The sequence below is a fragment of the Chryseobacterium polytrichastri genome, assembly GCF_900142445.1.
GTDB classification, from domain to species: domain Bacteria; phylum Bacteroidota; class Bacteroidia; order Flavobacteriales; family Weeksellaceae; genus Chryseobacterium; species Chryseobacterium polytrichastri.
Genome location: NZ_FRAV01000021.1, coordinates 44,153 through 60,033 on the forward strand (window position 1 = coordinate 44,153; position 15,881 = coordinate 60,033).

At 33.0% G+C, this 15,881-nt stretch carries 15 protein-coding genes; 6 read left to right on the plus strand and 9 right to left on the minus strand.

What is annotated here, in order from left to right; translation table 11 throughout:
* Nucleotides 1–3 precede the first annotated feature (3 nt).
* The 4 genes from BUB80_RS13785 to BUB80_RS13800 all read left to right on the plus strand — a co-directional run bounded on the left by BUB80_RS13785 (nt 4) and on the right by BUB80_RS13800 (nt 4,615).
* Nucleotides 4–1,548 carry a T6SS phospholipase effector Tle1-like catalytic domain-containing protein gene (locus BUB80_RS13785; RefSeq protein ID WP_139262685.1) on the plus strand — a complete coding sequence of 515 codons (1,545 nt, stop codon included), beginning with the start codon at nt 4–6 and terminating at the stop codon, nt 1,546–1,548.
* A gap of 1 nt (nt 1,549) precedes the next feature.
* The gene (locus BUB80_RS13790; RefSeq protein WP_073293786.1) at nt 1,550–2,566 is read left to right on the plus strand and encodes a DUF2931 family protein; all 1,017 of its coding nucleotides are present in this window, start codon (nt 1,550–1,552) and stop codon (nt 2,564–2,566) included.
* Nucleotides 2,567–2,716: 150 nt separating this feature from the next.
* Nucleotides 2,717–3,826, plus strand: coding sequence for a peptide chain release factor 2 (gene prfB, locus BUB80_RS13795; protein ID WP_073293788.1), 1,110 nt, complete (start codon nt 2,717–2,719; stop codon nt 3,824–3,826).
* Between the two features lie 87 nt (nt 3,827–3,913).
* Nucleotides 3,914–4,615 (plus strand): DedA family protein, encoded by a 702-nt coding sequence (locus tag BUB80_RS13800; RefSeq protein ID WP_073293790.1) that lies wholly within the window; start codon nt 3,914–3,916, stop codon nt 4,613–4,615.
* Between the two features lie 43 nt (nt 4,616–4,658).
* Here the strand turns inward: BUB80_RS13800 and BUB80_RS13805 are convergent, their stop codons facing one another.
* The 3 genes from BUB80_RS13805 to BUB80_RS13815 form a co-directional block, all read right to left on the minus strand.
* Nucleotides 4,659–5,528 (minus strand): alpha/beta hydrolase, encoded by an 870-nt coding sequence (locus tag BUB80_RS13805; RefSeq protein ID WP_073293792.1) that lies wholly within the window; start codon nt 5,526–5,528, stop codon nt 4,659–4,661.
* Between the two features lie 188 nt (nt 5,529–5,716).
* Nucleotides 5,717–6,730, minus strand: a complete 1,014-nt coding sequence (locus BUB80_RS24075; RefSeq protein ID WP_139262687.1) for a thrombospondin type 3 repeat-containing protein — start codon at nt 6,728–6,730, stop codon at nt 5,717–5,719.
* An 8-nt stretch (nt 6,731–6,738) separates the two neighbouring features.
* Nucleotides 6,739–7,473, minus strand: coding sequence for a hypothetical protein (locus tag BUB80_RS13815; protein ID WP_139262689.1), 735 nt, complete (start codon nt 7,471–7,473; stop codon nt 6,739–6,741).
* Nucleotides 7,474–7,733: 260 nt separating this feature from the next.
* Here BUB80_RS13815 and BUB80_RS13820 point away from each other — a divergent pair, with 260 nt between their 5' ends.
* On the plus strand, nt 7,734–8,618 hold the full coding sequence (locus BUB80_RS13820) for a DUF808 domain-containing protein (protein ID WP_073293796.1): 885 nt from the start codon (nt 7,734–7,736) through the stop codon (nt 8,616–8,618).
* Nucleotides 8,619–8,695: 77 nt separating this feature from the next.
* Nucleotides 8,696–9,613 (plus strand): acyltransferase family protein, encoded by a 918-nt coding sequence (locus BUB80_RS13825; RefSeq protein WP_073293798.1) that lies wholly within the window; start codon nt 8,696–8,698, stop codon nt 9,611–9,613.
* Between the two features lie 2 nt (nt 9,614–9,615).
* Here BUB80_RS13825 and BUB80_RS13830 read toward each other — a convergent pair whose 3' ends face one another.
* From BUB80_RS13830 to BUB80_RS13860, 6 genes are all read right to left on the minus strand, one after another.
* Nucleotides 9,616–10,296 (minus strand): DUF4304 domain-containing protein, encoded by a 681-nt coding sequence (locus BUB80_RS13830; RefSeq protein WP_073293800.1) that lies wholly within the window; start codon nt 10,294–10,296, stop codon nt 9,616–9,618.
* Between the two features lie 102 nt (nt 10,297–10,398).
* Complete coding sequence (gene dnaJ / locus BUB80_RS13835) at nt 10,399–11,511, minus strand: molecular chaperone DnaJ (protein ID WP_073293802.1); 1,113 nt, start codon at nt 11,509–11,511, stop codon at nt 10,399–10,401.
* Between the two features lie 79 nt (nt 11,512–11,590).
* Nucleotides 11,591–12,127, minus strand: a complete 537-nt coding sequence (locus tag BUB80_RS13840; protein WP_073293804.1) for a nucleotide exchange factor GrpE — start codon at nt 12,125–12,127, stop codon at nt 11,591–11,593.
* A 354-nt stretch (nt 12,128–12,481) separates the two neighbouring features.
* A complete protein-coding gene (locus tag BUB80_RS13850; RefSeq protein WP_073293808.1) occupies nt 12,482–12,775 on the minus strand; it encodes a Bor/Iss family lipoprotein in 294 nt (97 codons plus the stop codon).
* Between the two features lie 238 nt (nt 12,776–13,013).
* Entirely contained in the window at nt 13,014–14,345 is a 1,332-nt protein-coding gene (locus BUB80_RS13855) for an Nramp family divalent metal transporter (RefSeq protein WP_073293810.1), read from the minus strand.
* Between the two features lie 114 nt (nt 14,346–14,459).
* Nucleotides 14,460–15,755, minus strand: coding sequence for an OmpA family protein (locus BUB80_RS13860; protein WP_073293812.1), 1,296 nt, complete (start codon nt 15,753–15,755; stop codon nt 14,460–14,462).
* Nucleotides 15,756–15,881: the final 126 nt, after the last annotated feature.

Here is a 15,881-nt window from a genome sequence, read left to right on the forward strand (position 1 = left end):
AATATGGCTAATATAACATTTGGTGATTATGCACCAGAACCGCCTCCCAAAGGTACAATTGATATAAAAATTGGTGTATTCATAGATGGTACAATGAATAATAGAACCAATACAAATGCTAGACTAGGACAAGAAGGAGAGAAAGGGAAGAAAGCCTACAACAATTATAAAGGAAATGATAGCTATGAAAATGATTGGTCTAATATTGCTCGGTTAGAAACAGCCTATACAGAAGATCTGAGTAAATTCGTCTCGAAAGTGTATATTGAAGGTATCGGAACAGATGACTTTGCCAGAGATAGTAGTTATTTTACAAAAGGGGCAGGAGGAGCTTTTGGAGCGGGTACTACAGGGATTATTGCTAAAGTATTAAAAGGCTGTGAAAAAGTTGTGGAAAGAATTAAATTAATAAAAGGTAATGATCAAATCAACTGTATTTATCTTGATGTTTTTGGTTTCAGTCGTGGGGCTGCGGCGGCACGAAATTTTGTGTACGAAGTAACCAAAGAAAAATATCCGGCTAAAGAAGTTTGGGTGGATACTGATGGAGATGGGGCAACGGATACAATTGAGAAAAAAGATGCTCATGATAAGAAGACAGACTTGAAAGTCTTGCCCAAATATGGTCATTTAGGGTTAAAGCTCACTCAGGCGGGTATAGATGTAACAACTACCAAAGTAAAAGTTGAGTTTGTAGGGTTGTTTGATACGGTTTCTTCTTATGACCCAAGTACAACAGGAGCTTTTAAAAATTTTGAAAATGATGTAGCTGAGCTTAATCTTAATGCGATTAGTAAAGCAAGAAAAGTATTTCATTTAGTAGCCGCTGATGAACACCGGGTTAATTTTATGCTAACCAAGGTAACAGCTGCTGGTGGCAACGAATACATTTTACCGGGAGTACACAGCGATGTTGGAGGCTCTTATGTGCATAACGCGCCTGATAATATTCAATTGCTTGATTTTGATAATACTTGGGGCGATGGCTATAGTGATGATGAATGGGACAAAGTACTCAACAACGATTTAAATAATCTAATTAGTCAGGGATGGTATGTGGAAAAAGAAGTAGTAAGACCTAATAAGTGGCACGAAACCTATGGAAATCGCCCACACATTAGCAATAGATATAGCTATATACCTTTGCATATTATGGGTGAAAATGTAAATAAGTTTCAAAAAGAAGTTATTAGTCTTGATATACTTAACGCATATTTTAAAATTCCAAATGGAAAGGGAGATAAAAATTATCCTTTAGATTTAACTGCTGTCAAAAAAAGGCTGGATGATTATATTGCTGGGAACAAGCCTAAAATGTGGTATTGTACTAACAAGGAAATAGAATATTACAGAATACAGCTTGCAGAAAAGAAAATAACGGTTGAAAAATTTAATCTTTTGGCTAACGACCATAACATGCTATTAGCATTAAGACATAAATACTTCCATTGGTCTGCCAGATATGGAGAAACAGGCTTTGAACCCAATTTTGAGTTTAAAGATAAATTAAATATTCGCAGATTTAGAAAAATTGATAAATATTCATAAAATGAAAAATTATTTTCTACATATTATTTTATTAATAAGTATAACAACTTCATGTCAAAAACAAATGGAAGAAAAATTTGAATGGTTACCCACCGAAAGTGCACCACAGCTTTATCCTATGAATATTTATAACGGACATTTATATTTTGCCGATGGGGGGAGTGTTTATATCCCTAGTTCAGGTTCTGCACATAATGGTTGGGGATATGATGGTTCAATGCACACCCAAGGAGAAGATTTAAAACCTGTGCCGATAAAATTGGATGTTACCTGGGCATCGTTCACAGAAAATAAATTCTATACAGGCAGCTGGGATTTACCAAAAGAAAAAATGCTCAAGTTGTTTAAAGAAGGAGTTATATATTATCCTACCCGAACAAAAGAAACTTATACACAAATTTTGGTAGGATGTGCCCCAGGAGGAGTAGTGGTAGTTTGGATGCGTGGCGCGGGAAGTCAAGTTGAAATTGGACGTTATCAAGCCCATGAAACCCATATAGCGATGAGTGACTATGTACCTGGCAATCCTACTGCGATTCAAAAAAATTTTTTTAATCTTATGGCAAAATTGAGCCCAGAACTAGAAGATATAAGAAAGAAAAAAGGAGGTATCGAATATGGTCTTTGGGATAGCTATCGCAAAAAATATAAGTGGCGTACACGCATAGAAATTCCAAATTATGTATTTGAAAATACCAGTTTCCATATGTTCAATGGAGAAAAAGAAGAGTTATTTGATGAACCTCTCAAAAAAAATGAATTTAAAGAAAGAGCTGTACCAAGATTATTGGATTTTATAGTTGCTGATTCTAAAGGAAAAAGAACTGTTTTTGAGTTCAAATATTTAGATGAAGAAGAAATATTCAGTTTATTCAAACAAGCTGATGCTACGCAACCAATAGAAATAGTTTTACGTATGAATGAGGATTTTAGTAACCGCAGCTTAATTTTTAAACAAGGAGATAAAGAAATCCCAATCAAGAAGGTAGATTTAGATAATATGTGGGAATATAAATAATAGAAGGTTGTATATAATAAATATTTCCATTGATCTTCAAGATTTGGAGAAACAGGTTTTGAGTTTAAAAATTAAATTAGAATCTATGCAAATTCTTGAAATCTTCGGGAATACAACAAATATCCGTATTTTTGTAAAAAAGAAACATTCGTGATCAACAACGACCAGATAAAAGAAGTTCAATCCAGAATTGAAGCCCTATATAAATATCTTCAAATAGAAAAAAAGAAGATAGAGATTTCCAATGATGATGAAAAAACTGCTGCACCTGAATTTTGGGATAATCCTAAAACAGCTGAAACTTTCCTAAAACAGCTTCGTTCCAAGAAAAAATGGGTAGAAGGATATGATGAGATCAATTCTCAGTTTGAAGATTTGCAGGTTTTAATTGAATTCGCCAAAGAAGATCCTGATTCTGAAAAAGAATTGGATGAAACATTTCCGAAATTGGTAGAGAAAATTGAAGATCTTGAGTTTAAAAATATGCTTTCTAATGAAGGGGATGAACTTTCTGCTGTTTTACAAATTACTGCAGGAGCCGGAGGTACAGAAAGTTGTGATTGGGCTGCTATGCTGATGAGAATGTACACCATGTGGGCAGAAAAACAAGGCTATAAGATCAAAGAGCTCAACTATCAGGAAGGAGATGTTGCCGGAGTAAAAACAGTAACCTTAGAAATTGAAGGGGAATATGCCTTCGGATATTTGAAAGGGGAAAATGGAGTTCACAGATTGGTAAGAATTTCACCATTTGACAGTAATGCAAAACGCCATACCAGTTTCGTTTCTGTGTATGTTTATCCTTTGGTAGATGACACGATTGAAATTAATATTAATCCTGCAGATATTTCATTTGAAACCATGCGAAGTTCAGGAGCGGGTGGACAAAACGTAAACAAGGTGGAAACAGCAGTTCGTCTTCGTCACGCGCCAACAGGAATTATCATTGAAAACTCGGAATCTCGTTCACAGCTTCAGAATAAAGAAAAAGCAATGCAGTTGCTTCGTTCAAGGCTATACGAAATGGAATTGGAAGAACGTTTGAAAGCCCGTAATGAGATTGAGGCCAACAAAATGAAAATAGAGTGGGGAAGTCAGATCAGAAACTACGTGATGCATCCTTACAAATTGATAAAAGATGTGCGCTCTGCTCATGAAACTTCAGATGTAGATTCTGTGATGAACGGAAATCTTACTCCTTTCCTGAAAGCCTATCTGATGGCAGATGGGACGGCAGCTTCTGAGGATCTGGACTTATAAAATATCATGCTTAAATTTTAGTTAAAATCGCATAATAAATTTCCATTTGACATTTATTAGGCTTATTTTTGTTACTTATCAATATATATGGAAGATTTCACTAGCTGGAAAGATTTATTAAACCCGGAGTTTTATATAAAAATGGGAGGGTTTTGGCTTATTTTATTTATTGTTTTCGCTGAAACTGGTCTTTTTGTAGGATTTTTCCTGCCTGGGGATTCTTTACTGTTTGTTTCAGGAATTTACGCTGTTGATATCATCAAAGAGACTTTTGGCTCCACAGGTAGTGACTTCTTAGATACAACGATTTTAGCTTCGGCAGTTGCCCTTGCTGCAATTATTGGTAACGAAGTGGGATATTACTTTGGGGTAAAAGCAGGACCTGCTTTATACAAGAAACAAGATACCATGTTGTTTAAGAAAAAATACCTGTATCAGGCTCATGATTTCTTCGAAAAGCATGGTGCATTAGCAATTATCATGGCTAGATTTTTACCTGTTGTAAGAACTTTTACACCAATGGTTGCTGGAATTGTGAAAATGGATAAAAAAGAGTTTTTAAGAGATAATATTATTGGTGCTGTTCTTTGGTCATTCTTATTGATCTTCGCAGGGCATTATCTGGATAAATTATTTATGGAACAATTTGGAATCAACTTAAAACAGAAATTGGAATTCATCATCATTATTATTGTTCTAATTACAACACTTCCGGTGATTGCTAAGTTCTTATTCGGTAAGAAAGTAGATCATTCTAAATATGAGAATAAAGATCAAGATTCAGAATAAATTAAAATATCATAACATATCAATAACCTGCTTTTAAAGTGGGTTATTTTTTTATCCACTCCAGAATATTGGGATAGATAAGACTGTCTCTTTTCGTTTTATTGAAAAAGCGTGGAACGTGACCTGTTTTTTTCATAAAGATTAATTTATGAGGAATATTTTTCTCAGTAAGAACAGAATCCATTAACAATCCCTGATGTTGATTCACTAAAAAATCTGTATTTCCCTGAAATAATAATGTAGGAACATTGGATACATTTGCTATCGGACTTGCTTTTTGAAATTCCTCCGACAGATTTTTTCGGTCAAATTTTACTCCTACTACCTTTTGAAAAGTAGGTGAAGTATATTTAGAGTAAAATGAATTTAAATATTCTTTAGAATAAAAATCAGTTGGTCCACTTAAAGAGATAATCTTTTTAACCTGATCAGGATGTTGATAACCGTATAGTAATGACAAATGTCCACCCGCACTTTCGCCTAGAAGAATATAATTGTTAGGTTGTAACTCTGCTTTATCTGCTAGAGAATTGAATTTGTCAATCGCTAAACCAATATCTTCTAACTGTTGTCTGTAAGTGATTTTTTTTGCTGTTGAAACCAATCGGTAATTCATATTAATGCTTGGAATATTATTTTTAAAAAGCATTTTTTGAATCTGGATCAAGTGTTCTTTTTTTCCGAGTGTCCACGCTCCGCCATGTACAATAAGAACGACGGGAGAATCTACAGGATATTCTGTTGGCAAGAAGATATCCATTTTCTGTCTTTTATGCTCTCCGTATTTTAAGTTATAGATCTTTTGTTGATTATTGGTTCCCACCCAGACTCTGAATTTTGTATTACAAGAATTTAATAAAAAGCTGATGCATCCTAATATTAAAAAATGATATCTGAGAATGAGCTTTTTCATAAGTTAAAATTACAGAAAAAATGGTAAGAAGTAATAACAAATGAGTTTACTATTACGAAATAACATCTCAAATTCTTTATTAGTAAAAAATAATTTACAATTCAGCTGTTTTGTAAGCTCTCGAAATCCGATAAATATTTAGCATCTTGAGAAAAGCTTTAAATCCAAAAACAATTAACACAAACCTTTTAATAATTTACTTTTTCACTATTGATTAATTTCCATTGGCTCTTAGCATATCCATAAGTATATATGTAGTGATTGCTTGATTTATAAAAGTGAACCTTAACTTCATCATTAGAGCTATACCATCCAAAATTGACTATTAACTTTGCTATTGAAGGATTGAACTTTGGTTTTTGTTTACTTCTTGGGTAATAGAAAACTGGTGTATTATCTGGTGTTATTAATTCAGGAAAGTCTTGTATGAAAGTATAATAGCTATCTCCGTATTTTAATCCTTGAATAAAATTTCGATCAACCATATGTGTTGAACGAGAACCTACTGTCGGAATAAGATTTTTATTTAATTTTTTACTCACATATTCAAATGTCTCTTTCGTCCAAAATAACTGGTCAAGGAATAGGCTTGTATCATGACTTAAAGTTGATCGAGAAGAACATCTGAAAGAAATGTTATCATTAATAAATGTATTTGCATAAATACTAACAAAAATATTGTCATCAATTAATAAATCTTTTGGAATATTATTGAAAATAATTTTTCTTAGAGTAATAAATTTTGCTTTTTCTTTACTATTCTTTTTTTTAAAATTGGCTAATTCTATTTTTTCATTTTCGAAATATTCTTTACAGTCACCTCTTTTGGGGCAACCGTTTTCTTCAGGAACTCCTGGAACTGTAGCACATTTATCATCTTTATCTAGAATTCCATCATTATCAGTATCGGGCCAAGGGCAGCCATAATTTTCAATCTCTCCTTTTATTTGGGGGCAGGTATCTTCACTATCAATTACCCCATCTCTGTCTGTATCGGGCCAAGGACAACCAAAATTTCCGATGTCTCCTTTTTCTTTAGGACACCTATCAAGATAAAATAAAATTGAATCTCTGTCCGTATCAGAAAGACATATTTGTTTTGAAAATTCTTTTTTACATTTTTTAAATTCCTCTTTATTAATTCTTTCTTGTGAATACAGTTGTATAAAAGGGAACAAGAAAAGGATAATATATTTTTTCATATTGGTGTTTATAATTCAGTTTTCCGTTTCCATTTGTTATTGATATATTGGTATACAAATCTTTCTTTACGGGGATTATAATTATAACTGATTTCAAATACAATAATTTTATTAAAATGATTTTCGAATCCTATTCTAATTCTATCAAAATTAGTATAGTCTCCATTTTGCTTTAATAATAATGATTGTGAGCCGTACGGGAAATACATAATTTTTTCTTCCAAAATTGTATTGTCTTTGATGGTCATTATTTTTCCTTCTTTTTGCTCTAGTATATGATTTTTTATATAACCTTCATCATTAATTTTTATTAATCTTTTATTTTCTTTTGTAAAATACCCGAATGTGAAAAAACCATTTTTACTTTTATAAGGAATTAAATTCTTCTTTAATTTTCTAGTGAGAAATTTTATGTTTTTTTTATTCCAAAAAATAGCCTGATTAAAATATGGATTTTTTATTCTGCTGGAAACCTGTTCCATAACATCAAGGTAATCGAGTGGAGCTGGATCTAGAGGTTCAATAATGAAAACAAGATTAGGTTTTGTTAAAGAATCACGATTGATACTGTTTAAAACAATTTTATTAATTTTCTTTAAATCTATTTGTTGTGATTCCATCATCAGCTCGGAATACAGACTGTTCTCTTGCTTCATTATTTTTGCATTTTGTTCTTGCATTGAGAGTTGTGCATTGATAAAATATGAAAGGCAAATAGTTATTAATATGTATAATTTATTCATTTTTATCATTAATGATTTAAATGGTTATTTTCACTAATATAGAAAAAATATATCCGCCGTTAAGTAGTTTAGTTAGCTGTCAATATTAATTTATAAACAATCCTCATTTTTCCTATTTTAATTAATATAAAATTGGAGATAATTATTAATAAAATAAAGTAATAAATCTTTATTAAATTGACTTTAAAAGAAAATGAAAAATGGAATTAAAAGATTATTTTTGCTGAACTTAACATATATTAAAAAAACATTAAAATAATATGGCATCTGGTTTTTTTGCAATTTTAGATGATATCGCAGCGCTGATGGATGATGTAGCAGTTACTACTAAAATAGCGACTCAAAAAACAGCAGGGATCTTAGGAGATGATTTGGCTGTAAATGCAGAAAAAGCTACCGGCTTCCTTTCTTCGCGTGAGCTACCTGTTTTGTGGGCGATTACCAAAGGTTCTTTTATCAATAAACTGATCATTTTGCCGATCGTGTTTTTGCTCAATTGGTTGTATGCTCCGGCGATTAATTATGTATTAATCCTTGGAGGATTGTATTTAGCTTTCGAAGGCGTTGAAAAAGTGATAGAATTTCTTTTTCACCGTGATAAAGAAGGTCATGAAGTTGTAAAAGAAATTGAAGTATCTGAAAAAAGTGCCGAAGAAATAGAAAAAACAAAAGTGAAATCTGCAATTACTACAGATTTTATTTTATCAATTGAGATCGTAATTATTGCTTTGGGAACAGTATTGGAAGAAAGCCACCCTTTCATCACACAGATTTTAGTAACAAGTTTAGTTGCGTTTATTGCTACTGTGGGAGTTTATGGAATTGTTGCGCTTATTGTAAGAATGGATGATGCCGGATTTAAATTAATCAAAAAAAGTAACGACAAAGGTTTTTTCGGAAAGCTCGGACATTTATTGGTGAAGGCTTTACCTGTTATTATTAAAGTTTTAGGTGTAGTTGGTACAGTTGCTTTAATAATGGTAGCGGGTAGTATTTTTGCCCATAGAATAGAATATTTCCATGAGTTATTTCCAACGTGGCCGGATGTTTTAAAAGAGCTTACTTTCGGAATTGTTGGAGGACTAGGAGCGGTTGCCTTATTTACATTAGTAAAGAAAATTTATTCTTTAGCTACCCGAAAATAATTTTTCTGAAAAAAATAAAACATATATTAGCTTATGAATGCATCTAAACCTTGTATTCATAAGCTTTATTAATAAATATGAGAAATTTAGCAGTTGACGTATTAAAAATTATACTCGCATTTTTTGTGGTTTTTTTGCATATGCACTTGCTGAGAGATTTTTATCCGTCATTAAGTTATGTTTTGGTGAACGGGCTTTTCAGAATAGGAGTTCCTGTTTTTTTAATAATAACGGGATATTATTTTTATCATGTAGATGACATTAATAAATTAAAAAAATGGCTGATAAGAATATTCTTGCTGTATTCAATATGGTCTATCATCTATATTCCTTTCTGGAAGGAAGGTAAGGTCTTTATTAATATACTGTTTGGTTATCACCATTTGTGGTATCTCATAGGGACGTTCTTCGCAGGTATTATTTTGTTTTTGTTAAAAAATAAATCTCCTCAATTTCTTATACTAACGATCTTGTTTCTATTTGGTTGTGGATACATGATACAAATGTTGGGAAATCTTCATTATTTTAACGGAGAGCTGGATGTTGCCTTAAATTTATTTCCTAGCTATAGAAATTTCCTGTTTGTCTGTTTTCCTTTTCTGGGAATAGGTTTTCTTATTAAAAAGCTCAATATTGATGTAAAGCAAAAGCCCTCGTTGCTACTGGTTACAGGCTCGGTAGCTCTTGTTGTGTTGGAAGCTTTTTTCAATTATAAAGTAATAGGATTGGATAAAAAGGAAAGTATAGATCTATTAATTTCTTTATTGATTGCCTGTCCGATTTTGTTTTTATACTGTAAAAGTATTCCCGTAAAAACGGATTCTAAAATTTTAGCAAGTATCTCCACCGCCATTTATTTGGTGCATCCTCTGATTATGGAATGGATTTTTAATCTACACCTTCCCTCATTTGAGTTTGTGATCTTTATAGCTGTATTGTTAATTGTAAGTTTGATATTGGTGTTGATCAATAGAAGGATAAAATATCTGCTGTAGGTTTACTTTATTTTCAAGCCTTTTACAAAAGCCAATTTAATTTTATCTGCTCCGTGGAATTCAGAATAATTGAGATCAATTTCATTCTCGGTTTTTAGTTTCTCGTAAAGTTTAAGAATATTCCCTTTATATGGGCAACCATTTACAAAATTATTTAAAAAGATTTCGGCAGTCTCTTTTTCAGAAAAGCAGAGGAGGAAGTCTAAAGGAGAGATAGAATCTTCTGACCATTGATTAAATTTAGTTCCATTCTTCTTTATAAAATCAATAGCTGTTTCTTTAGAATGGAAAATTTCAAAAATTGGGAGTATATATTTTTGTATGCTTTCTGTGATTTCGATAATCGACTTTTCATAAGATAAGCCTGCTAAATTCCATTCTTTCCAATTATTAAATGGAGTTAAATAACCAATCTGATTTCCAAAAATTAAACCTTGTGAATATTCATTTTTTGTATGTTCTATCTGCCATTTCTTTAAAGTCTTAGAATAGATATTAATATGAGGAAGTATCTGAATAGATGAAGAATCATTTCTAAAACTCGACTGAAAATAAATCTCAAAATAGAGGTCTTTATCAAGAGAAGTCTTCTTAAGTCTTTGTCCTTTTTCTAGAATTTTAAATCCATCCAGTTGAGTGGCAATCTCATTACAGGCATTTAAAAATACATTTCTTGTGTCCATTGATTTCTTAAGATGGTTTTGATTAATTCAAATAAAAACAAATATAACAGAAAATAAAGAGCATAAAAAAAGAGACTTGCAATAAGTCTCTTTTAAATATTTTTAGTTGAATAAATCTTTCACTTTATCAAAGAAAGTTTTTTCTTTTCCGGAAGGTTCTGCAACCATTTCGCCGCTAGACATCTGCTTTTCGAAGAAGTCTTTCTGTTCTTTCGTAAGTTTTTGAGGTGTCCATACATTAATGTGGATGAACATATCTCCTTTTCCGTAGCTGTCGATGCTTGGTAGGCCTTTTCCTGCCAGTCTTAGGATCTTTCCGGATTGTGTACCAGGTTCGATCGTAATCTTAACTTTTCCACCAACGGTAGGGATTTCTCTCTTTGTTCCCAATGAAGCTTCAGCAAATGAAATATATAATTCTTGGTGAAGATTGTCTCCTTCTCTTTTAATTACTTGATCTACTTCTTCTTCTACGATCACCAATAGATCTCCAGGAATGCCTCCGAAAGGAGCGTCATTACCTTTTCCTCTTACATTAAGCTGAATTCCGTCTCTTGCTCCTGCTGGAATGTTGATCGTGATTTCCTCTTCATCTTTTATTAAACCTTGTGCATTGGCACCTGCTGGAATTTTATCGGCAACTTTACCGATTCCCTGACAAGTTCCACACGTAGTCTGTGTCTGCATTTGTCCGAACATCGTGTTCATTACTTTCAACTGAACACCAGAACCGTTACATGTAGGACACGTTTTTGAAGTAGCACCAGGTGCTGTCTTCATTTTTTTTACTTTAAGAGTTTTTTGGGTTCCATTCACCATCTCTTCAAGGTTCAGCTTGATTCTAATTCTTAAATTAGAACCTTTCACTTGCTGTTGTCCTCCGCCGCCGCCGCCGAAATGTCCTCCAAAAATATCTCCAAACTGGCTGAAAATATCTTCCATGTTCATTCCGCCGCCGAAGCCGCCTCCGCCGCCAAAGCCACCATTTCCGCCTACTCCTGCATGACCATATTGGTCATATCTCGCGCGTTTATTGTCGTCGCTTAATATTTCATACGCTTCTGCAGCTTCTTTGAATTTCTCTTCGGCTCCCTTATCTCCCGGATTTTTATCTGGGTGAAATTTGATCGCCATTTTACGGTATGCTTTCTTTATTTCTTCGGCTGATGCAGATTTGCTAAGTTCAAGAACCTCGTAATAATCTCTTTTTGACATGTCTTTATATGAGTGATTTGTAATGAGTAATTGGTAATATTCAAAATTGCTTATTACCAATTACTCATTGCTTATATTTTTAATTTCCTGTTACTACTTTTGCAAAACGAATTACTCTTTCGCCTAACGTATATCCTGTTTCGATAACGTCTACAATTTTGCCCTTCAAGTCATCCGAAGGAGCAGGGATTTGAGTAATAGCCTCGTGAAGATCTACATTGAAAGTATCTCCTGCTCTTACTTCCATAACCTTTAAGCCTTTTTCAGTAAGTTTATTTTTAAGTTTTTGGTAAATAAGCTCAACTCCTTGAAGGTCTGCCTCATTTCCATTTTTAGCGATTTCTTTTAAAGCTCTTTCAAAATCATCCAATACCCCAAGCATAGAGATCATCATCTCCTGATTTGCATATTGGAAAAACTCCATCTTTTCTTTAGAAGTTCTTTTTTTGTAATTTTCAAATTCAGCGTAAAGACGGATGTAACGGTCTTTTTCTTCTGCCAAAAGTTCTTCCGGACTAGGAGTATTTGTCACATTTTCTTCAGAAACTGTTTCATTCTGAGTATTTGTATCTTGTTGTGTATTGATGTTTTCTTCGTTGATATCCTGATTTTCCATTTTCAATAACTATTTTAATGAGTTATTTGGCAAAGATGCTGCCAAATAGAAAAATATGACATTTAGGCAGGTTGATTGTATTAATGAAATAGATGAGATATGGAAAAAGTGAATTAATGGCTACACTGCTTTGTTTTTGTACGGAAAATTTTTATAAGTTACAAATCCGAGTACGATTAGTAATATTACTTTTCCAACTAAAAATCCATTACCATAACTATTTAGACTATTCCATTGGAAAATTACAATATCAGCAATGATATAAAGTAGATATAAAGCAATTACAATTGACGTAAAAAATATAGTTTTTTTCATAATGAAAAATGGCGGTGATTTTAATCACCGCTAATTAAGTTATTTTGTTATAATTGTTGTTGTAGGGGTATAGATTCCAAGAGTTACAGCTGAAATAAGTCCGTTTAAAAATGTTTGTTTGGTTTGGATGGTATAATTTTCTGCGCCATCTGATAGTTTGTGTGAATCTGATACAGAAACAGGAACTAAACCCTCGATCAGATAGTGATTCCATTTTGTAACTTTGCTTGTACCTGTAGCTCTTTTACCTATTACGCTTGTATAAGAATAACAAGAAGTTAATGCAATTGAAGTAACAATTGCGATAGTCATCATTTGAAGTGTTTTTTTCATTTTGTTTAAAAATTTAAATTGATATGTAATTGATTTTGAGTCTGAAATTCAATTTTTTTTGAGGTATTTAAATTTTTGTATCAAGTTATATGCCAGTTTTTTTTCTGCTAAATATTTTAAAAATGATATTTTTTCTGTTATATGATTTTGAATTTATTTTTTATTATACTGATTATATTTTGATTTAATTTATTCCTTTTTATTGTTCGATTTTAAATTTTAATTCATAGTGAGATTGTTAGTCAAAAAATGTTTGATACAGTAAATAAAGATTTAAAATAATAATAACAAATGAAATGATCCAGATGCAGACTTTCATTAAAGGTTTATTTACAAATTCACCCATTTTTGCTTTATCATTAGTAAACATCACAAGCGGAACTACAGCAAAACTCAATTGCATTGATAAAATGACCTGACTCAAAACCAATAAGTCTGTAGTTCCTTTTTCACCATACAATATCGCTACAATTAAGGCAGGAATTACGGCAATTAATCTGGTGATCAATCTTCTTAGCCAAGGTTTTAATTTAATGTTTAAAAAGCCTTCCATTACAATCTGTCCGGCAAGAGTTCCTGTTAATGTCGAGTTTTGCCCGGAAGCCAGTAAAGCAATGGCAAAAGCAATACTCGCCATAGAAGCTCCTAAGATTGGTGTTAGCATTTTATAGGCATCATGGATATCGGCAACGTCATGATTTCCTGTGGTATGAAATGTTGCGGCTGCTAAAATAAGGATGGCTGCATTAATAAAAAATGCAAGCATCAAAGAAACCGTACTGTCTAAAGTGGCAAATTTTATTGCTTCTTTTTTGCCTTCTGTATCACGGGTATAATCTCTTGTTTGCACAATACTGCTGTGCAAATAAAGGTTGTGAGGCATCACGGTGGCTCCCAGAATTCCGATGGCAATGTAGAGCATGGCCGGATTTTGTATGATCTCTTTTTGAGGAACCAAACCTCCTAAAATTTCATTAAAAGCCGGTTGAGAAATCACAATTTCATAAATAAAACAAGCTAAGATGATAAAGATAAGTCCGCCAACGATACTTTCAATCCATCTGAAACCTTTGGCCTGAAGTAGAAGAATGATTAAAACATCTACAGTTGTAATTACAATTCCCCAAGTTAAAGGAATATGGAATAGTAGGTTCAATGCAATGGCTGAACCAATGACCTCGGCGAGATCACAGGCGGCAATGGCTATTTCACAAAATACCCAGAGAATAAAATTAGTTGTAGGACTGAAATGGTCTCTACAGGCCTGAGCTAGGTCTCTTTCTGCAACAACGCCTAATTTTACAGATAAATGCTGCAAGACCATTGCAAAAATATTAGAAATAAGAATTACTGAAAGTAGAGTATACCCAAACTGGGCACCACCGGCAATATCTGTAGCCCAGTTTCCTGGGTCCATATATCCAACGGCAATCATTAAACCAGGGCCTGCAAAAGCAAGATATTTTCTCCAAAAACTTCCGTTTTTTGGTACTTTTATCGATGAGTAAACCTCTGACAAAGAATGGGATGTTTTATCTTTACGCCATGCGTTTTTTAAATTCGAATTCATAAATGTTAGAAATGACTAACAAATTTAATTAAATAAATGAAAATACAAGGTGTCTAACAAAAAAATCCCGAAAAATAATTTTCGGGATTTTTTACTTGCTTATTTTGATGAAGATTATTTTGCAAATCTTACTGCCATTTTTCTGTCAGATGCTCTTTCTGCATCAGAAGCTTTAGCGTCTACAGTAGCAAATTGGCTTCCGTATCCATCAGCTCCTGCAACTTGAGAACCTACTCCTTGCTTATTCAACCAATCTTTGATGAAAGTCGCTCTGTCTGCAGATAATTTTATGTTCTTAGCTTCGTTTCCTGTTTTATCAGTGTATCCTCCAATTTTTACTTTTGCGTCTGGATAAGCTTTTAAAATAGTCACTAAATTCTGTAACTGACCTTCAGAACCTGCTTCAAGCTGATTAGCGCTTCCGATTTTAAAGTTTACGTGGTCAAAATTATACCAAGTTGTTTTTAAAGCTGCATCATCTTTTGCATTTTTATAGCCACCAGATTTTAAGAAAGCAATCATTTTATCTTCCATTCCATCTTTATATCCTTTAAGAGCAGTACCATTAAGGTCGATATTCTCATCAACTTTAGTGGTTGCAGCTCCGCTTGCAGCACCTGTTGAAGAAACTGCTGTTGCTGTATCTGTAGGCATCGCCGTTGAATCTGTAGCTACCATTGTAGTCGTAGTTTCTTTTTTCTCACATTGTTTCCATAAGAAATAACCCGCTGCAATCAGTAATAACAATGGAAGTAACCATTTCCAGATAGATCCTCCTCCTTCCGGAGTATTTCTGTCAGGATCAGTTCCTACAGGGGTTGTGCTTCTTGTTACTTCTATTTTAGGCTCTGCACTTGGTGTTGGTTTTGCGTTATCGTTATCAAACTTGTATCCTTTTGCCCAATCACCAATGTTTAATGAAGCTAAAGAAAGGCCTGCAGGTAGTAATGAAGAAACAATTCCTTTTTGATCACTCAATAAATTTGAGATTCCAGATTTGTCTAAATTATTATCAGCAGCGTATTTTCCAACAGAACCTAATGTAGCACCGGTAACTAGGTTTAGCAATGAACTTGAAGAATTATTACTAATTCCTGCAAATGTTGAGATAGAATTTACCAACCCACTCAATTTGTCACCAAAAATAGAGGACAAAAGCGTGGAAATGATAGAGTTGTTAGAAGAATTTCCTAGTAGATTTCCTAAAATTCCACTCGATGAAGCACTTGAAATTGCATCTAAAACACCGGGACTGCTAGAATTGTTTGCTAATCCTCCCACGATTGCAGGCAATAAACCTCCAATTGCTTTAGAAATTCCAGATTCACTTTCTCCAAGCTGAGAGGCAGCCTGAGTTACTAAAGCAGGACCTAATTGTCCTTTAATTAAATCAATAACATTTAAAGACATAATAAATTATTTTGGGATTAATGTGAGATAAATTTAATCAAAAATTCGTGCAAATGCTTCGTTTCAAAAAAAAATCTTTAAAAATTGCATGAATTTTTAAAGATTTGTTAATTTTATGATGTTGAA